We start from the raw sequence: 18,642 nt of genomic DNA on the forward strand, positions 1-18,642 counted from the left end.
ATGATAGTGACCCTTTTCCAGATTCTGGGCGGCCTTGCCCTCTTCCTGCTGGCCATGGAAATGATGACCAACGGTCTCAAAAGCGCTGCCGGGCATCATCTTCGCCACATGCTGGGGCATTGGACCAAAACCCCTCTGCGCGGGCTCGCAGCCGGCTTTCTCATCACCGGGCTGGTTCAGTCCTCCGGTGCGGTAACCGTGGCCACCATTGGTTTTGTAAACGCCGGTCTTCTGAACCTCAGCCAGTCCCTGGGGGTTATTTTTGGTTCCAATATCGGGACTACCATGACCGCCTGGCTTGTCAGCCTGGTAGGATTCGGCTTCAACATTGAAGCCATTGCTCTTCCGATTCTCGCCACAGGGGTAGGGCTCAAGCTGGTCTCAAGCAATCCACGCAGTCAATCCCTCGGTGAAGCACTGGCCGGATTCGCCCTGTTTTTCCTCGGCCTGTCTATCCTCAAGGCCTCCCTGGAATCCTTTACCGGAGGTCTGGACAACAGCATCCTGCTGCAAAATGATTACGGTTTGCCCGCCTTCATGTTGATCGGCTTTCTCGCAACAGTCGTGACCCAGTCCTCGAGTGCTGCCCTGGCCATCGTCCTGACGGCCGCCGCCGGTGGCCTGATACCCCTGAACAATGCCGCGGCAGCTGTTATCGGTGCAAACCTTGGTTCCACCTCAACGGCCGCCCTGTCAGCTCTGAAAGCCACAGCCAATGCCCGCCGCCTCGCCGTCGGGCATATCCTGTTCAATGCAGTGACGGGCCTTATCGCGCTCCTCATTCTGCCGCTGATGCTCTGGACCGTCGCATTACTGGCAGACTGGTTGTCGCTTGATGCCAATGTTGCGGTTTCCCTGGCGCTGTTCCACACCCTGTTCAATGTGCTTGGGGCCTTTATCATGCTGCCGTTTACCCCCGCCTTTGCCAGATTTCTGGGGCGGCTGTTTCGCAGCGGGGAAGAAGACGTTGCAGAGCCGCGATTTCTGGATAACACGCTGATTACCACGCCAGAGCTTGCGGTGGGGGCTGTGGATCAGGAGATGAAACGCCTTATCGACCTCAACCGCGGGCTCCTGCGCGTATGCCTTGATCGCGAGGATCTCAAGCCTGCGCAAATACGCCCGAAATCCGATAGTTGCGTGAGTCTCAACCAGTCAATTACTGACTACATCTCCAGGCTCCGGGCGGAAAAAGTACATCCGGCCACGGTCGATGCCCTGACCCGGTCGATTCTTACCTGTCGCTATCTGGCAGAAGCCACTGGTCTGGCGCCCGCTCTGTTGCAGTTGAGGGAAGCCCGGAAGCTGACTCAACTGGGCACTCTTTCCGGGCAGCTTGAAGAGTATGTGGAATTGTTGAGAGTACTGGTATCGGCAAAGAAATCCGCACCGGTAACCTTTAACGATACCGAGAAGACCTATCACATGCTCAAATCATGCATACTGGCCATGATCGTCAAAGGAGAGCTCTCACCAATCGCCGGAGAGCGAACCCTGGACACCCTGAGCTCGGTGCGGCGGCTCTGCGACCAGTGGTATAAGTCCCTGTCCTGGCAGCCAGCAACGGAACTGCTCAACGGTGATGCTCAGCCAGAGGGAGCCGAAAACCCGACGTAACAGTTCCGGCCCTGATGCTTGGCCTGGTACATGGCCTGATCCGCCTGGCGTAGCAGCTGGTCACCATCCAGATCATCGGTTTGCGGGAACAGGGTGTAGCCAATGCTGGCAGACACTTCCACACTGTGATTGGCAACCCAGACCGGTTCGGCTACCCGCGCCAGCAGTCGTACCAGTAAACCCTCCAGCGCATCCTCTTGCTGGACGTTCATTACAATAGCCGCAAACTCGTCGCCGCCAATGCGGGCCAGGGTATCTTCTTCCCGGAGCACCGACCGCATCCGCGAGGCAATTTCAATCAGCAGCTGATCACCGGCCTCATGGCCGAAAGCATCATTCACCGGCTTGAATTCGTCCAGATCAATGTACACCACCGCCAGTTTGCCACCCTGACGACGACTAAGCGCCATGGCCTGTTGCAGCCGGTCAGAGAACAGGACCCGGTTCGGCAGCCCGGTCAGGGAATCATAATGAGCCATGACCCGAAGCTTCTGCTCCTGTTCTTTGAGCCGACTGATGTCGCTGAAAATACCCACAAAATGGGACACTTCACCGCGGTCACCACAGACACTGCTGATGGTCATTGCCAGTACCAGTACCTCACCGTTTTGGTGTTTGCACAAAAACTCCCCTGTCCAGAAGCCCTGGTGCCGGGCACTGGCAAAGACGCCGCTGCCCTCTTCCAGCGGCAGTGGCGGCAAACGGCCAATCACCCGGCTAAGGGGCCTGCCGGTGATCTCCCGGTACGCGTCGTTAGCATCTATCACCATGCCGTGGCTATCGGTAATAAAAATGGCCTCCCGGGCATGATCGAACACACTGGCCGCCAGGCGCTGGCGTTGTTCAGCCCGTTTTCGCCGGGTGATGTTGTACAGGGAGCACAGAATAACGGGCTCGGTTTCACGTTCATCCTGAACCGGCGCCAGGGTCATATCGAGCCACACCTCGGATCGATCAGAACGTTGCAGCACCCACTCACACTGTTCCACATAACCGCCTCTCACCCGAACCAGAATCTGCTCCATCTTCTGCCTGGACAACTGCCCGCCTGGTTGTATTTCCGGTGAAAAGACGTCGAGACTCTTGCCATGGAGTGAGGCATTCGAGGCGTACCTGAGCAGGTCCACAGCAGCCCGATTGGTATTGACCAGGACACCGTCACGGATGAGCAACGCCGGCTGCGGCCAGTCACCTATCAGGCGTTTCAGGCGCTTCTGTTGAGTCGCCAGCTGACGCCTGCTTCTTGCAAGCCACAGTGCACCACCAAACAGCAGCATAGCCAGCACAACAATCGTAAAGACCCAGATTCGGTACTGGTGCAGGACGTCGACCCAGGTTACCTGAGGGATCTGATCGTAGGGTGGTACACGGAGCGTTCGGGCCAGGTACTCTACGGACTGGTAATCAGCAGGAGGGGAAAACCCGGAAATACCCGCTGCCACAGCCGCTTCGTCTTCCGGCTCGATGGCAAACAGTGCCGAGGCGATTCTGCGAACGTCACGTTCATCAACATGTGGCAAAGCCACCACTGGCCACTCGGGGTACAGGCGGGTGGACACGACGTAAGGAAAACCGGCAAGCGCCTGGCGGTTCAATACCTTTACCTGGGAAAGAAAGCCCGGGCTGGCCTGCGCCATCTCTTCCAGGATGGTCGTACGGATAAAGCCCGCGTCCGAGTCACCGGAGAGCACCGACCGGACGACCCGGTCATGGGTGTCGACAAAGCGGACTCGGTTCATCCGGCGTATATCAATGCCGGCCTCCAGCAGCTCCAGGGTCTGTGCCTGGAAACCACCCAGAAAATGGACCCCTGGCGAGGCGATATTCTTACCCCGGAGGTCTTCCAGGCCGTTAATATCATCCCGCCCCGTTGAGGTAAAAATCACACCACCCAGGCTGGCGGTGGAGCTGTCTCCCGAGCGTCTGACCAGGGTTGCCAGCACACCTGTCAGGCTCCGTTCGCTACGTATCAACAGAAAATGACTGGGGTTGGTGAGAAAGAAATCGAGCCTGTTCGCGGCAATCGCGCGGCTCATATCCTCCTGGCTCAACACTTCGAGTTCCACCTCTGCACCGACTTGCTCGGCGAGATAGCGCACCAGAGGCTCATACCGTTCGCGCACGATGTTCTCGGGGCGATAGGCGAACACGCCGAACGTCAACGTCTCCCGGGCATGGACGACTGTGGCAGTCAGGCACCCGGTGACAAAAACCACGGGCAGAAGCAGGGAGCGCCAGCGAGCGTTCAAGGCACGCTCCTGGGCAAGAAGGCAGGATCGCACAGACGTTTAAATCCGGGGTCGCTGCTGATCATGCCCTCGCTGAGCATCAGCCGGGAGAGCGAACGCGCCATGGCTTCCACCCGACCGGATGCCGCAAGGTAGCGCTGGTTCGCCGCCAGATCCGGCAACATGACCGTTGCCAATGCTTTGCGTACATTCACCGGTTCAATACCCTGTCGACTGGCCACACGATAAACCGCGTCATGCATGCTCCTTACCAGGTGCCGTAAGCCGGTAAAATGAGCCGCAACCAAGTCGCGAACCGCACCGGGGTTTCTGTTCGCGGTCTCACGGGTAACCACGAGCACATCAAAAATCGTCTCGGGTATGTCACTGCTGTCAAACAGCCGGACCCCACCTTCTCTCTGAAGCGCCGATGCCGTAGGCTCATAACAGACAGACGCATCAATCTCACCACGTGCCCAGGCCTCGGCATGCTGACTGACGGGCAAATCAACAGTGACAATGTCGCCCCGTCCCAGGCCGGCAACTTCAAGAATTTTCAACAGCAGTATAGCTGACACCCCGTTCAGCTCGACCGCTACCCGTTGATTTCGCAGGGCCGCCAGCTCCGCAATATGTGGGCGGACGACGAGAACATCGGCGCCTGCGGACACATCTGCGACGGCAACCACCACCAGTTCAGTGCCCAGCGACCAGACCCGAATGGTTTCATCAAGGGTTAACGCAGCCCCCCCCAGTTCACCGGAAAGCAGCCCCGCCATGGAATCGCCGGATGTGCTACCAGAACTGAGAGCCACAGACGTCGGCAACCAGCCAAACTCCTTTGCCAGATAGAGCGGTTCATACCCAATCCAGGGATGAACTCCGAAAACCAGAGGTCCGGACTTGCTGCAACCGGCCAAACCGGCCATAGAGAAACCAGCGGCTATCGAGAAACCAAGAAAGTCACGGCGCTGCATCGAGTTTCCGGACAAAGTGGGGGTTAATTAACTTTTGTCAATGAAGCCAGCTTACTGTGAGACAGTTTAACGGCACAACTGCAAGATGCACTGCACCACATCAATTTATCCCAACGAAAGAAACACCGCCATCAACACCGGCGACAGGAACGACAACAAAAAACCGGAGGCGATGGCAACCGGCACACAGGCCAGGCCACCGCTGCTGCGGATTACGGGGAGGGTGAAATCCATAGCTGTGGCACCGCCGTAGCCAATGGCCATGGCGGGACGACTGGCGATCAACAGGGGAATGATGGCCAGCGCTATAATTTCCCGCAGGACATCGTTCAAAAAGGCGACGCCGCCCCAGGCGGGTCCAAGGGCATCACCGATCACAATACCGGAGAGGGAATACCAGCCAAAACCGGAGGCTATGGCGAGCACGTCGTGCCAGGGCAAGGCCAGCCACGGAATCATCACAATACCGGCGACCAGAGAACTCAAAGCAAGAGAGAGTGCGATGCCCAGGCCCTGGCGGTTCATCAGCAGCTTGCGCAGCGACAGGCCCGCATTACGCAACTGTATCCCGATCAGGAAAAGCAGCAGCATCAGTGCCCAGGTGGCCACCTGTTCTGCCATGGGCATATCCGGCAGCAGATAATAACCGGCAAGCAGCCCGGCCATCACCGCCAACAACGGTTTGAGGCCAGCAAGAAACAGCCGCCGATAGCCAGGGCTGACATTGCCTTCGGGGCGTTCAACAGTCATGGGTTGCCACCGGTGAAACACCCACAGACCGGCCATGTTCGCCACCAGCAGCACAACCACGAGGATCAGAACCTGAAAGGCCATGCCTCCGAGTTCGGCACCCAGCCCTTCCATCTGGCCCAGGCCCAGGCCCAACAGGGCGAGGATGAAGTACACCAGTCCTTCCACACTGTAATGAATAACCGTCATCAGATGACGATTATCCAGTGCCAGGGCGAATCCCAGAAAAAGCGGTGCCAGTATCAGCAATGCGCCGGTGAGCATGAAATCCTCGGATAGTGGTAATGGGTGGTGCAGCTCAGCCGATGGGCTCGTACTGATCCGGATCAAAATGGAAACTGCCGGCACTGGCGTCGCGGTCAGTTCGTATGGTGCGCGCAAGTCTCTGGGCCATCACCGACCAGACGACATAATCCTGAGGCTGAGGCTGATAATCCTGACCCATCAGGGCGCCCGCCACACTGCGCAGCACCGCCTCGGCCTGGGCGATTGAACGGTAGGGGCCCTGGCAGCGATGTTTCTCAGGCTGGCCGTCCAGCGAGCCACTGAGTGCCACGAGCGCCCATATGTCATCGCCGACTGGTTTGATAAAAAGCTCAACCCGGCGCCGGTCCCGAACCATAACCAGTGCCCGCAAAGGGCCACGGCCGTGAAAATAGTGCAATTTCACGACGTTTCTCCGACCGGGTCAGTGAAGTACATGGTCGGACCTGTCCTGTACCAGCACCCAGGGCGCAATAACCACTGCCCAGAGTTCGGTATTGTTGTCATACCATTGCTGTGCAAGATCCGGTGCAACGTCACCCACCTGCCCGAGGCCCATCCATTGCTGGAAACGGGCGGTGTTATCCGCCGCCAGTTCGGCTGCCACATCGAGCAGATCCAGCTCCGGGGACACCTTCACCACATGCCCGCGGGCGTAATAAACCTGCAGATCATGCCAATTAATCCGGGAGGTTTCCAGATTGAGTTTTGCCTTGATGTCATCGGGGGACTGGTGGGAAGAAGACATGGTCAGCTCTTGGCAACTCCTGTTTTCATTCGGCTTTGAAACGCGCTTCTGCAATGTTTCAGCTTACCTCAAAACCGACGATGGAGCACCTGTTGCAGGGGTCCGGCCCACCAGGGCCAGAACCCCTGCAACAGTTCAGGCTGACTTCTCAGGCTGACTTCAACATCTCCCGCACCACATAGTGCAGGATGCCACCATGGCGGTAATACACTGCTTCATTGGCAGTGTCGATCCGAGACAGCAGTTCACAGGTTTCCGTGGTGCCATCCGGGTAGGTCACCGTCATCTCCAGCTTCTGGCCCGGCTTGATGTCACCGGAAAGGCCGTTGATGCTGATCGTTTCCGCACCAGTCAGCTTCAGGCTCTTGCGATCCACCCCTTCCTGGAACTGCAGCGGCATAACGCCCATGCCGATCAGGTTGGAGCGGTGGATGCGCTCGTAGGACTCGGCAACGACCGCCTTCACACCCAGTAAACGGGTGCCCTTGGCTGCCCAGTCGCGGCTGGAGCCGGTACCGTATTCCTTACCAGCGATGACAACCAGCGGGGTACCCTCTTCCTGGTATTTCATTGCCGCATCGTAGATGGGCATCTGCTCGCCAGTGGGGATGTGTTTGGTAAAACCACCTTCCACACCATCGAGCATCTCGTTCCTGATACGAACGTTGGCAAAGGTGCCACGCATCATTACCTCGTGGTTGCCACGGCGGGAACCATAGGAGTTGAAGTCTTTCGGCTCGACACCGTGCTCCTGCAGGTATTTGCCCGCGGGGCTGTCAGCCTTGAAGGACCCGGCAGGGGAAATATGGTCCGTGGTGACCGAGTCCCCGAGCAGCGCAAGGATGTTCGCATTACGGATATCCTCAATCGCATCCGGCTCTTCTTTCAGGCCCTGGAAAAACGGCGGATGCTGGATGTAGGTGGACTTGTCGGACCAGTCGTACACCTTGCTTTCCGGAACCTTGAGGGCTTTCCAGGTGGCGTCGCCGTCGAAAACTTCCGCGTATTCCTTGTGGAACATCTCGGTTTTGACCTTCTCCACCGCCTCGGCGATCTCCTGCTGGCTCGGCCACAGGTCTTTCAGGAAAACCGGGTTGCCATCGCGGTCCTCACCCAGTGGATCCTTGAAAAGATCCAGGCGCACGTTCCCGGCCAGCGCATAGGCTACTACCAGCGGCGGTGAGGCCAGCCAATTGGTTTTCACCAATGGATGCACACGGCCTTCGAAGTTACGGTTGCCGGACAACACCGAAGCAACGGTAAGGTTACCGTCGTCAATCGCTTTTTCAACAGCTTCCGGCAGCGGGCCGGAGTTACCAATGCAGGTGGTGCAACCATAGCCCACCAGATTGAATCCAAGCTCGTCCAGGTCATCCTGGAAACCACCCACCTTCAGGTAATCGGTCACCACCTTGGAGCCAGGGGCCAGCGAGGTCTTGACCCAGGGTTTGGTCTTCAGCCCCTTGGCCACGGCCTTCTGGGCGATCAGGCCTGCCGCCATCATCACGCTCGGGTTGGAGGTGTTGGTGCAGGAGGTTATTGCTGCGATAACGACGGCGCCCGGGTCGAGGCGGCTCTTCTGCCCGTTCATTTCCAGCGGCTGACTGGCATGGTGATGATAGCTGTCCTGAACGCCTACGGCGGTCTGTCCACCTTCGGACTCCAGCTTGTCTTCGCGGGTGTCTGCCGGACCTTCCGCCGTTTCCATCAGCAGCTCGAACGACGCCTTCATGTTTTTCAGGGCCACCCGGTCCTGTGGGCGTTTGGGGCCAGCCAGGCTGGCCTCCACTTCGCCCATGTCCAGTTCCAGATTATCGGTGTAGACCGGCTCCTGGCCAGGTTGGCGCCACAGCCCCTGGGCTCTGGCATAGGCTTCCACCAGTTCAAGCTGGTCGTCTTCACGGCCGGTCAGTTTCATGTACTTGATGGTCTGCTCATCAACAGGGAAGAAGCCGCAGGTGGCACCGTATTCCGGCGCCATGTTGGCAATGGTGGCCCGGTCAGCGACGGGCATGTCTTTCAGGCCGTCACCGTAGAATTCCACGAATTTACCCACTACACCTTTCTTGCGCAGCATTTCGGTGACCGTGAGTACCAGATCAGTGGCGGTGATACCTTCCCGCAGCTTGCCGGAAATCTTGAACCCGACCACTTCCGGAATCAGCATTGACACGGGCTGGCCGAGCATGGCCGCTTCCGCTTCTATACCACCGACACCCCAGCCCAGAATGCCCAGGCCGTTGATCATCGTGGTGTGTGAGTCGGTACCCACCAACGTATCCGGGTAGGCGATGGTCTTTCCGTCCTGGTCCTTGCTCCAGACCGTTTTGCCCAGATACTCCAGGTTGACCTGGTGACAGATGCCGGTGCCCGGGGGCACCACGCGGAAGTTATCGAAGGCCTGCTGGCCCCAGCGCAGGAACTCGTAACGCTCCTGATTCCGTTCCATCTCAATGGTGACGTTGTCCTTGAACGCCGAGGCGTCACCAAATTTGTCCACCATCACCGAATGGTCAATCACCAGATCCACAGGCGACAGCGGGTTGATCATCGCCGGGTCTTTGCCGGCCGCCTTGACCGCCTCGCGCATGGCCGCCAGATCCACCACACCGGGCACGCCCGTGAAGTCCTGCATCAACACACGGGCGGGACGAAACTGGATTTCGGTATCGGATTTGCGGTCTTTCATCCACTGAACCATGGCGTCGATATGCCCGCGGTCCACAGTGGTGTCGTCCTCGTTGCGCAGCAGGTTCTCCAGCAGCACTTTCAGGGAAAATGGCAGCTTGTCTATGTTGCCGAGGGTATCCGCTGCCTTCGGCAGGCTGTAGTAATGATAGGTTTTACCGCCAGCTTCAAGGCTGGAAAGGGTGTTAAGACTGTCTTTGCTCAGGCTTTGTTTCGACATCAGGTGCCTCCTTTTTCATTATCCGAAAATTCCGGAAGGCTTTGCGGGAGCCTTTGCATCATTGCACTCTCTGACTGACGAATACACTGACTCAAAGACTCCTGCGATGGAAGTCACCTATAACTATTGCACTGATTGACCAGACTTCAACTGCGGTTCCGTGAATGTTCGGTATTGCGGCGGTGAATACCGGAAGACAGTCAGGACGTTCTGTACCCCCTGACCAGGCCATTGACCTCATCAACCAGCGACTCAAGCTCCCCCGCCATGCCGCCGGCCTTGCCGACTTCCGCAACCACATCGTTACTCTGGCCGGCCATACGCTGAATGTTGTCGTTGATTTCGGAAGACACCGTAGCCTGCTGCTCTGAAGCAGCGGCAATCTGCTGATTCATCCCCCCGACTTCGCTGATTGCCTTCTCAATCAGCGCCAGGGCCTCTCCGGCCTTGTGAATAGCGCTGGTGGTCTCGCGGGAACGGGTCTGCCCGATCCCGATGGCAGCCAGACTACTTTCCGAAACTCCGGTCAGCTCTTCGATAGTGGCGCGGATATCGTTGGTAAATTCCTGTGTACGCCTGGACAGGGTACGCACCTCGTCCGCTACAACGGCAAAACCGCGACCGTGTGCTCCCGCCCGGGCTGCCTCAATGGCCGCATTCAACGCCAGGAGGTTGGTCTGATCCGAGATATCGCTGATAGAACCGATGACCGACGCGATGGACTGGACCTTATCCACCAGTTCCTGAACCATACGGGCCGAGTCCCCTAGAGCGGTGTTGGTGGACTCCGTGAGCTTTACAGCTTCGTTCACATTGCCGGCCCCCGCCGCCGACGCCTCTGCGGCCTGAGCGGCGGATTCAGAGGCTGACTGGGCATTGCGTGCCACCTCCTGGATCGTGGCTGCCATCTGGTTCATGGCGGCCGCGGCCTGGTCGGTCTGATGTTGCTGCTCACTCACAATGTCTGCGGAATGGACGCTGACCTGTTTCAGGCTGCGTGCGCTTTCACTCAGTCGGCCCGACACATCCCGAACCATGGCAATCAACGCCTCAAACCGGGCCATCATGCCGTTGAACGAAACCCCTGTCATGTCGGTGCCGGCGTCATCGATACGGCCCGTCAGGTCGTTGTGCGTATCGAAGTTCTGCACCACTCCAATAATTTGCAGCGACTGCTTGCGTTCCTGAGCCATGCGAAAGGCAAAGAACACCAGAATACCCGCTTCAAACACCACAAATGCAGCATGGACGAAGGTGACTGACCAGCTCACGTCGTGGTTGAAAATTGTCACCGGCATATCGGCAATACCGACTCCGGACATCTGCAGGCCTGTAAAAGTCAGATGGTGGCCCGCAATAACAGCGGCCGCTGTCACAACAGGCAGCCAGTCGCGATAGATGATCAGCAGGGCCATGGCGGCAAAGATGTGGAAGTGCATTTCAATGCGCCCCATCTGGGCCTGAATCATGATCGCCGAAAACACCATCAGGCCAGCTGCAAATACTACCGACAAAGCTCTGGTGCCCCGCAAAAGCCCGTAACTGACCCCTGTGATGGCGCCTGCCAGCAATGATGCCCCAATGGCGAACCCAAAGGTGCCGAACCCGGCTGGAACCAGCAAGGCGACCACAGGAATGTGGGCGAGAAGAATAAACAGCATTTGCCTGTCCGTGCGAAGACGGTCTTCCGTGGCGAAATGGGTGGCTTCAATCATTACCGGGTACCTCGGGCATGCCTACTAAAAAGTAATTCCCGCATATGTACGGCACGCATTGGGCCCGGGATCAGCCAGAAGTGTAAACAATCGTTACACTCCTGCCTCAGACTTGTCGATCCCCGTACAGCTGCGCATAGAGGCCCTGCCGGGCAATCAACTCGTCGTGGTGCCCTTCCTCGGTGATGTACCCGTCCTCGAAGACATACACCCGGTTTGCCTGTTTCACCGCGCTGAGCCGATGGGCGATGATCAGGGTGGTGCGTTGGCGCAAAAAATTCTCAAGGTCCTTATGTAGCTGGAATTCAGTTTCCGCATCCAGGGCCGAAGTCGCTTCGTCCAGAATGACCACGGAGGGATCGGACAATACCATCCGTGCAATGGCAAGGCGCTGGCGCTGGCCGCCGGAGAGGCGCACGCCCTGGCGACCGATCATGGTATCCAGCTGGCGGGGCATTTCGGCTACGGTCTTGTCCAGCTGGGCGATGGCCAGTGCCTGCCACATCTCGGTGTCAGTCCTGTCTCGGCCAAGGGTCAGATTCTGTCGTACGGTATCGTTGAACAGGGCGGGGTGTTGCAGCACAGTGGCCACGTGCTCACGAAGACAGGGAAGGCCGATGCGCTGGACAGGAACGCCCCCGAGGAGCACCTCCCCCTGCTGCGGTGTATACATGCCCAGAATCACCTGTACCAGGGTGGACTTGCCACCACCACTGGCCCCCACCACAGCAACTTTCTCACCCGGATCCAGATGCAGGTTGATTCCCTTGAGAACGGCTTCCTCGCCATAGCTGAAGTGAATATTCTTCAGAGTGAGACCCACTGTGTGCCTGCCTTTGAACGGATTCTCCAGTGCGGGGTAACGGGGTTCCTCTTCCAGTTCCAGCAAACGGTTGATACGTGCAAGCGCTGCATTGGCCGCAAACCAGGCGTACTGCATGTTGAGCATTTCCTGTACCGGCGTCAGCATGAACCAGAGATAGCCGAAGATGGCGAACATCATGCCAATGCTCAAGTCACTGAACAGCACCGTTACCATCGCCGCCGCACGGAAGGTGTCCACCCCGAACTGGAACAGAGCAAAACTGGCCCGGGTGGCGGCATCACTACGCCACTCGAACTGGATGGCGTGATCGCGGACCGTTCGGGCACGACCGATCAACTGGTGGAGGTAATGTTGTTCCCGGTTGGCGGCACGGAGCTGATGAATGGCGTCCAGGGTTTCGGTCAGGTCCCCCTGGAAATCCTCATAAGCACTGTTTTCCTGGCGTTTGAGTTCTTTCACCCGCTTGCCGATGAGCATGGTGGCAAAGATAACCAGGGGGTTGAACAGCAGGATCAGCAGACCCAACTGCCAGTGCACCCACATCAGCACGACCGCCGTTCCGGTGACGGTCAGGCTTGCCACCAGGAACCTGCTGATGGTGGAGCCCAGGAACTGGTCAATGGTGTCCAGGTCGGTGATAAAATGGCTGGTGATACCGCCGGAGCCACGGGTTTCGTACTCCGCCATAGCGACCCTCTGCAGGCGGCCCAGCAGACGCGAGCGGATACGGAACACCACGTCCTTGGAGATCTTGGAGAACTCACGCGACTGGAGCACATTGAAGGTCAGCGACAGCAGCCTCAGCAGGAACGCTGTCACTACCATCAGGCCGATGTACACCACGGGCAGATGCCACGCCTCGGGCAGGACACTCCGCATGACAGGCAATACCCGCCCGGCCTCCTCCAGCAGGACTTCATCCACCAGTACGGGCAACAACAGCGGGATAGGCACGCTGACCGCCGTGGCCAGAATGGCCAGCAGATTGGCCCGCACCAGCCTTGGCTTGTGCTTGAGAGCGAGAGCCAGAATGCTCCGCCAGCTATACCGGGGATCAGCCCGGCCTGCTGCCTCGTCACCCGCTGCATTCAGATCCGCTGCCTGTTCCAAAATGACTCCGTTAAATCTGTGTATATCGAGACTGATACGCAGTATCTCCGGGGACAGTCTACCGAAGCATACTGCCGTGGTGGACATAAGCGCCCGATATCCTGATAAATGCCGGCATTTGCGACACAGCCATCTGGTGACATGAGCGGCCTTCTGCCATCATTGCCCCTTAATCCTCCGAGCCACCAGAACCAGGCCGACTGTGAAAAACGACTGCCATTACCACCCCGGCGAACCCGCAAAATGGCACTGCGGGGAATGCCAGATCCATTATTGCACCCGCTGCATGCCGGATGCCGACACCCGCAAACAACACGCCCTGTGCCCACATTGCAGCCGTGCCATGCGTTATCTGGGCGCCGCCACCGAGGTGGTGCCCTTCTGGAACCGGATTGGCGCTTTTTTCCGTTACCCGTTCCATACCGACCCGCTGATGGTGATTGCCATCTGCACGCTGGTGCCACTGCTGGTCAGCGGCAACCTCATCGGTCTGATTATCACCCTGGTTCTTGCCCTGGCCCTGTTGAAATACACCTACGCTGTGATCAGTCACACTGCTGAAGGCCACATGAAACCGCCACCTGTCGCCGTGGCTTTCAGTGGCAGTGGTTTCGATATCGTTATTCTGCAATTACTGGTATTCGCGCTGATGGGCGGGATGGTGACGGCTGCCGCCATGGTGGGCGGGCCACTGCTGATGTTCCTGACGCTGGCATTCGTGATACTGGCACTGCCCGCCAGCATTATGGTGCTGGCCATGGAGCACTCGGTGATGGCTGCCGTCAATCCGATGAATCTTGCGGTACTGATCTCACGGATCGGCGCGCCCTATTTTCTGCTCTACGGTTACCTGATTCTGCTCACGCTGGCTTCCGGCGCGGCACAGGATTTCGCACTCACCCACTTCACTCCCGGTGTGGCGCGCACCCTGGCGGGCTTTCTCAACAGTACCTTTACCCTGATGCTTTTTCACATGCTGGGCTATCTGTTGTTCCAGTATCAGGAGGAACTCGGGTTTGCCAGTGACCTGCAGGAGGAAGACCAGGCCGGGGAGATGCAGAACCGGGACCGGACCCGGCGGTTTGATGCCGACATTGACATGAACCTGAAAGATGGCAACTACGATCGCGTCCAGTCCATGCTCAAAGAGGCGCTGAAGCGGGAGCCACAGAGCACTCTCAGGCTGGGGCAACTGCACCAGTTGCTGACTGCCCGCAACGATATCCCGGAACTGTACCGGTATCATCCCCGCTTGCTGAGCATGCTGGTGGACAAGAACGACGGAGACGGTATCGCGGCGTTGCTGACGACCATTGAAAAGGCCGAACCGGGGTTCCGGCTCGACGATCCCGCGCTTTCAGTGCGCTGCGCCCGTAGCCTCTATCAGCGCGGGCATTACAAGCCGGCCCTGAAGCTTCTGCAGGACTTCCACAAGCGTTTCCCTGAGAGTGACGAGCTCGCTCCGGCTTACCTGCTGGTGGCACAGGCCCTGGCTAACGGTATGGGACAGTGGGAAAAGGCCTCTGCGTTCCTGAATTTCATCAAGAAGCGGTGCGTGAATCACCCGCTGCACGAACAGATCGACATTTATTTGCAGCAGGTTGAAAATCGCGAACCTTTGAAAGGCCCGAAAGCTTCGTTCGCGCTTCAGGAGTAAGCCGAGTGTTGGGGAAGCTTTTCCAAAACACACTGTGAATACGTCCCTGTACGCTCGGCTCCGCCATCCATGGCTACGCACGGTTTTGGAAAAGCTTCCCCAACACTCGGCCGTCCAACAGCGAGCTAGCCTTCTTGCAACAACTGTCTGTAATGGCGGGCCTTTGGCGTCATCTGGTGCTTCTCGAACTCGTCGACCAGCAATCGACAGGCCTCCGTTGTCAAAAGTTCATCGCCGGTGCTTCTGAGCCTCTCGAAGGCCTTTTCTGCGGCTTTGAGGTCGTGTTGTTTCAGGCTGGTGAATAGAACCCGATTATGGTCTTCGGCGCTCAGTGGCTGATGGCTTTCACCTTTGCCCAGATATTCCTGCCAGATTTCAATCATCTGTTCCGGCTGGCGACGGCTGAGGGACTCGTTCATCAGTTCCCGTGCCCGCTGCCGGTATTCCGGCAGCTCGGGGCGTAACTTGGCCAACTGGTAAAGATGTTCCAGTAGAACGGTACGATCAGGGTAATGCTCCCTCAGCGCCTCGAACTGGCGCCGTGCAAGATCAAATTCCATTCGCCCCAGGCTGGCCATGGCCTGACTGTAACCGGTGGTGAAGCGCTCATCCTGCTCGTCTTCCTCCGGTTCGAAAAACTCCTCCTTCACCTGAAGCCAGCTCTTACCCAGCAACCAGACCATCCCAGCCCCTGCCGCCAGGCCGCCGGCGTGAGCCATGTAGGCGATACCGGTGGCCCCGGCGAACCAGTAATCATAGATTTCCTTTCCCAGCCAAACCGGCAGAACCGCCAGCGCCGGCGCGCGGAAATAGTTGAAATACACGCCGACAAAATAGAAAAAGCGGATCTTCTGCAACCCGTAAATGGCCACATACATCCCCATCAACCCGGATATGGAGCCGGACGCCCCCACCAGGGGTATGTGGCTGCCCATGGAGAAGGCAGTAAACACCACGCCCGACATCGCGCCACATAGCAGGTAGGCCAGCAGGAATCGCCCCGGGCCAAGGGCTTTCTCAACGGTAAAGCCCAGCAGGAACAGGAACACAAGGTTGCCAATAATGTGCCCCCAGCCGCCGTGGAGGAACTGGTAGGTAACAAGCGTGTAGAGAGAGAACTCAGCAGGCACCAGGCCTAACTGGTTGGCGCTGAGCTGGTCCATCAGCCGGTTCTGGATGTCTCCCCGCTGCTCCATCCAGCGGCGGCGTTCCGCGGGCGCCAGCAGCAGATCCCGGTTTTCCAGCATGTACTGGTAGAATTCACGGTCTGAGAGCAGGCTGTACGTAACCCAAAGATCGCCCCCCTCCTGGCGCAGCTGCTGGAAATTCTGCAACTCGTAAACCCGTTCTTCATCCCCCTCAAAGCGGATCTGGCGCTGCAGGTAGTCTTCATACACCGGTGCCTCAAGCGTCTGCAGGTCCGATTCCAGGTATTCCTCCACTGCCTGCTCGATCAAACGGTTGTCGCCGCCCTGGTAGAACGTGAATACCAGCAAACAGGTCAGCATCAAACCGAGTGTCACCCAGGGCGGGCGCTTCCAGTTAACAGAGTTTTCTGCAGGGATGATCAGCATGGGTGGTCACAATTCATCATAATTTGTCCCGGGAGATGTGCTTTTTACCACAGCATGGCCAGTTTTTCGCGCTGTAATGGACCCTGTAGCGATTTACCGAAGCACTGGCAAAACAAACTGTGCGTGGCACCTCAATACACGCTACCCTGCGGTTGTCACACGAAGGTCATACAAATGACATTCAATCAGGGCAGCCGCAAATGGGGCGAATCGCAGAATGCTCAGAACGAGCATTGCACAGGGGTTTCGACCAATCGCCAATTGCCGTTGTCCCGGCCACAGCCAATAGTTGCCGGGACAACAAAAAAAACGGACGTGCAAACAAGGAAACTGCCATGACTGTACTGATACTGGACAATCCGGAGCTACTCGCCAGAGCAGCCATCGAATCCGGCCTTGCGATGCCGGCCCTGGCTTCTGACAGTGCTCCACGCAAGCCGCACCGCCTGCGCTTTCATTACGGATTCAACAAGCACCGGCTGGATGATCAGGATCAGGCCATCCTGCGCCAGCATGCCGAGTACTTACGGCACAACCCGGGAGTGCAGGTACGCATCCACGGACACGCCGATAATTTTGGTGTCAGCGAGTACAACCATTTCCTGTCACGACTGCGGGCAAGCAGCGCCGCCAAGATGCTGATTCGTGAAGGTGTGAGGGAAAGCCAGGTTTTGGTCAGTGGCTGGGGCAGCGAGCGCCCGCTGGCGCGCCCCGAAGACCATGCCGCCAACCGTCGGCTGGAGCTGGAATACCTCACCATGGAAATGGCTCAGGCGTTGTAGGGAGCTCAGCCGTATACCTGGAACACGTTCCAGAGCAGCAGTACGGCAATGGCAAGGATGCCTGCCCACGTCAACAGGATGCCGGTCATCCGGGCGATGTGGGGGCCTCCCCGACCGTTGATCATGCCAAAAGCATGGAGCACACGCCCTACCACGAACGCCATCCCTGTCCAGTAAACCAGGCCACTGGACACCCCGTTCAGTTCCGCAATGGCCAGCATCACCAGGCCCAGGGGTGCGTATTCCACCAGGTTCGCCTGGGCGCGCACCGCTGCCTCGAAGTCCCGGTCGTCGTTCACCCCGAGGCTTTTCTGGTACTTCAGACGGAAGCGGGAAACCATCCCGGACAACACCAGCAACAGCAGCCCGAGAACAGCGGCGAAAACAGCAGATACAGGTACAATCATCGTTAAGCCTTCTTGATGGCGCTGACCACCGCGAGCAGCAATACGGCGCCTACAGTAGCGGTGACCAGTTCCCCCACAGCTCCTTGCGCGGCGAGTCCAAGCAGCCGGAAAACAAAACCGCCAAGAACGGAACCAACGATACCGATGCCGATATTCGCCAGCACGCCAAAGCCACGGCCCTTCATGATCAGACCAGCCAACCAGCCGGCCACCCCACCAATAATCAGAAACAGAATAAGATTCATTGCGTGCATCTCCCTGCAGCGGAACAGTCCCCGAAAGACTGCCCTGTTTTGCCTGCCGCTTCAAGCACTTCCGCCACTGGTGCCAATAGTGTTACCAGCCGGGATCAGGAAGTCGGCGCAAGGGATGCAATGGTGGTTTCCATTTGTTGATGGCAACGTGCCATCAGCTGCGGGATGTCCTCGACGGTGAGGCCGGCGGTTTCCACCGGAGGCAGAATCCTGATGGCTACCGGCTCCCTACGCCCGGACCAGCCCAGGGTGCGATCATAATACTGACTGGCACAAACCATGGTGATCGGCGCGCCTGCTGCGACCGCGGCATGGAAGGCGCCTTTTTTGAAACTCTGGAGACCACGGCCGCGACTGCGGGTACCCTCGGGGAACACCCAGAGGCTCTTGCGGTCACGGCTGATGGCTTCACTGGTGGCCTGCATAACAGCAATAGCCTTGTGGGAACGGCCCCGGTCAAGAATGACATTGCCCCCAAGCCAGAACACCTGGCCAAAGAACGGAACCCAGATCAGCGACGACTTACCCACCGTGACTGTTCGGGGCGGCAGCAGATCGCCCATCACGAACAGATCATCATTGTGCTGGTGATTGGCGATAACCACGGTTGGCCGATCCTGGGGCATGTTATCAGCGCCCTCCAGTGGCCGCTCCATACCCAGAAGGAAGCGGCCAGCCCGGGCAACCGTCCATCCCAGCAACCGGTTGTTATCCGGATTAAAGGGCCTGGCCACATACAGAACCAACGCAAACAAACAAATGACCGGCACCGTCAGCCAGGCCAGAAACTTTCTGATCAATCCCATCGAATACGAAACCCTGATG

Annotated in this window: 15 protein-coding genes; 3 read left to right on the forward strand and 12 right to left on the reverse strand. The window is 58.1% G+C overall.

What is annotated here, in order from left to right; all coding sequences use genetic code 11:
* Entirely contained in the window at positions 1-1,617 is a 1,617-nt protein-coding gene (locus tag FO268_RS06205; RefSeq protein WP_150990798.1) for a Na/Pi cotransporter family protein, read from the forward strand.
* Here the strand turns inward: FO268_RS06205 and FO268_RS06210 are convergent.
* The 8 genes from FO268_RS06210 to FO268_RS06245 form a co-directional block, all read right to left on the reverse strand.
* Entirely contained in the window at positions 1,587-3,866 is a 2,280-nt protein-coding gene (locus FO268_RS06210; RefSeq protein ID WP_150990800.1) for a diguanylate cyclase domain-containing protein, read from the reverse strand. The genes FO268_RS06205 and FO268_RS06210 overlap by 31 nt on opposite strands.
* Positions 3,863-4,822, reverse strand: coding sequence for an ABC transporter substrate-binding protein (locus FO268_RS06215; RefSeq protein WP_150990802.1), 960 nt, complete (start codon positions 4,820-4,822; stop codon positions 3,863-3,865). The genes FO268_RS06210 and FO268_RS06215 overlap by 4 nt, the downstream gene beginning before the upstream one ends.
* Before the next feature lie 105 nt (positions 4,823-4,927).
* The gene (locus FO268_RS06220) at positions 4,928-5,836 is read right to left on the reverse strand and encodes a lysine exporter LysO family protein (protein WP_150990804.1); all 909 of its coding nucleotides are present in this window, start codon (positions 5,834-5,836) and stop codon (positions 4,928-4,930) included.
* 34 nt (positions 5,837-5,870) lie between these two features.
* Positions 5,871-6,242, reverse strand: a complete 372-nt coding sequence (locus FO268_RS06225) for a PA4575 family protein (protein ID WP_150990806.1) — start codon at positions 6,240-6,242, stop codon at positions 5,871-5,873.
* Positions 6,243-6,260: 18 nt separating this feature from the next.
* Positions 6,261-6,584 (reverse strand): DUF2288 domain-containing protein, encoded by a 324-nt coding sequence (locus FO268_RS06230; protein WP_150990808.1) that lies wholly within the window; start codon positions 6,582-6,584, stop codon positions 6,261-6,263.
* Positions 6,585-6,732: 148 nt separating this feature from the next.
* Positions 6,733-9,492: an aconitate hydratase AcnA gene (gene acnA / locus FO268_RS06235; protein ID WP_150990810.1), complete on the reverse strand. Its 2,760-nt coding sequence runs from the start codon at positions 9,490-9,492 to the stop codon at positions 6,733-6,735.
* Between the two features lie 200 nt (positions 9,493-9,692).
* Complete coding sequence (locus FO268_RS06240; RefSeq protein ID WP_150990812.1) at positions 9,693-11,207, reverse strand: methyl-accepting chemotaxis protein; 1,515 nt, start codon at positions 11,205-11,207, stop codon at positions 9,693-9,695.
* Between the two features lie 106 nt (positions 11,208-11,313).
* Positions 11,314-13,143 carry an ABC transporter ATP-binding protein gene (locus FO268_RS06245; protein WP_191966851.1) on the reverse strand — a complete coding sequence of 610 codons (1,830 nt, stop codon included), beginning with the start codon at positions 13,141-13,143 and terminating at the stop codon, positions 11,314-11,316.
* Positions 13,144-13,345: 202 nt separating this feature from the next.
* On the opposite strand from FO268_RS06245, the gene FO268_RS06250 reads away from it, so the two are divergent.
* Positions 13,346-14,800, forward strand: a complete 1,455-nt coding sequence (locus FO268_RS06250; protein ID WP_191966852.1) for a hypothetical protein — start codon at positions 13,346-13,348, stop codon at positions 14,798-14,800.
* Between the two features lie 125 nt (positions 14,801-14,925).
* On the opposite strand, the gene FO268_RS06255 is transcribed toward FO268_RS06250, so the two are convergent.
* Positions 14,926-16,374 (reverse strand): rhomboid family intramembrane serine protease, encoded by a 1,449-nt coding sequence (locus FO268_RS06255; RefSeq protein ID WP_150990814.1) that lies wholly within the window; start codon positions 16,372-16,374, stop codon positions 14,926-14,928.
* 335 nt (positions 16,375-16,709) lie between these two features.
* Between FO268_RS06255 and FO268_RS06260 the strand changes: the two genes are divergently transcribed.
* A complete protein-coding gene (locus FO268_RS06260) occupies positions 16,710-17,156 on the forward strand; it encodes an OmpA family protein (protein WP_150990816.1) in 447 nt (148 codons plus the stop codon).
* 5 nt (positions 17,157-17,161) lie between these two features.
* Here the strand turns inward: FO268_RS06260 and FO268_RS06265 are convergent, their stop codons facing one another.
* The 3 genes from FO268_RS06265 to FO268_RS06275 form a co-directional block, all read right to left on the reverse strand.
* Complete coding sequence (locus FO268_RS06265) at positions 17,162-17,563, reverse strand: MAPEG family protein (protein WP_150990818.1); 402 nt, start codon at positions 17,561-17,563, stop codon at positions 17,162-17,164.
* 2 nt (positions 17,564-17,565) lie between these two features.
* Positions 17,566-17,808, reverse strand: coding sequence for a GlsB/YeaQ/YmgE family stress response membrane protein (locus FO268_RS06270; RefSeq protein WP_135804062.1), 243 nt, complete (start codon positions 17,806-17,808; stop codon positions 17,566-17,568).
* A gap of 104 nt (positions 17,809-17,912) precedes the next feature.
* Positions 17,913-18,623, reverse strand: a complete 711-nt coding sequence (locus FO268_RS06275) for a lysophospholipid acyltransferase family protein (protein WP_150990820.1) — start codon at positions 18,621-18,623, stop codon at positions 17,913-17,915.
* Between the last annotated feature and the right edge of the window lie 19 nt (positions 18,624-18,642).

Origin of the sequence: Marinobacter denitrificans (assembly GCF_008795955.1) — a bacterium.
Taxonomy (GTDB): Bacteria; Pseudomonadota; Gammaproteobacteria; order Pseudomonadales; family Oleiphilaceae; genus Marinobacter; species Marinobacter denitrificans.

Excerpts from the sequence above, each read along its gene's own strand:
- FO268_RS06205 (WP_150990798.1), top strand. The coding sequence starts at position 1 with ATGATAGTGACCCTTTTCCAGATTCTGGGCGGCCTTGCCCTCTTCCTG.
- FO268_RS06215 (WP_150990802.1), bottom strand. The coding sequence starts at position 4,822 with ATGCAGCGCCGTGACTTTCTTGGTTTCTCGATAGCCGCTGGTTTCTCT.
- FO268_RS06220 (WP_150990804.1), bottom strand. The coding sequence starts at position 5,836 with ATGCTCACCGGCGCATTGCTGATACTGGCACCGCTTTTTCTGGGATTC.
- FO268_RS06230 (WP_150990808.1), bottom strand. The coding sequence starts at position 6,584 with ATGTCTTCTTCCCACCAGTCCCCCGATGACATCAAGGCAAAACTCAAT.
- acnA (WP_150990810.1), bottom strand. The coding sequence starts at position 9,492 with ATGTCGAAACAAAGCCTGAGCAAAGACAGTCTTAACACCCTTTCCAGC.
- FO268_RS06240 (WP_150990812.1), bottom strand. The coding sequence starts at position 11,207 with ATGATTGAAGCCACCCATTTCGCCACGGAAGACCGTCTTCGCACGGAC.
- FO268_RS06255 (WP_150990814.1), bottom strand. The coding sequence starts at position 16,374 with ATGCTGATCATCCCTGCAGAAAACTCTGTTAACTGGAAGCGCCCGCCC.
- FO268_RS06260 (WP_150990816.1), top strand. The coding sequence starts at position 16,710 with ATGACTGTACTGATACTGGACAATCCGGAGCTACTCGCCAGAGCAGCC.
- FO268_RS06265 (WP_150990818.1), bottom strand. The coding sequence starts at position 17,563 with ATGATTGTACCTGTATCTGCTGTTTTCGCCGCTGTTCTCGGGCTGCTG.
- FO268_RS06270 (WP_135804062.1), bottom strand. The coding sequence starts at position 17,808 with ATGAATCTTATTCTGTTTCTGATTATTGGTGGGGTGGCCGGCTGGTTG.
- FO268_RS06275 (WP_150990820.1), bottom strand. The coding sequence starts at position 18,623 with ATGGGATTGATCAGAAAGTTTCTGGCCTGGCTGACGGTGCCGGTCATT.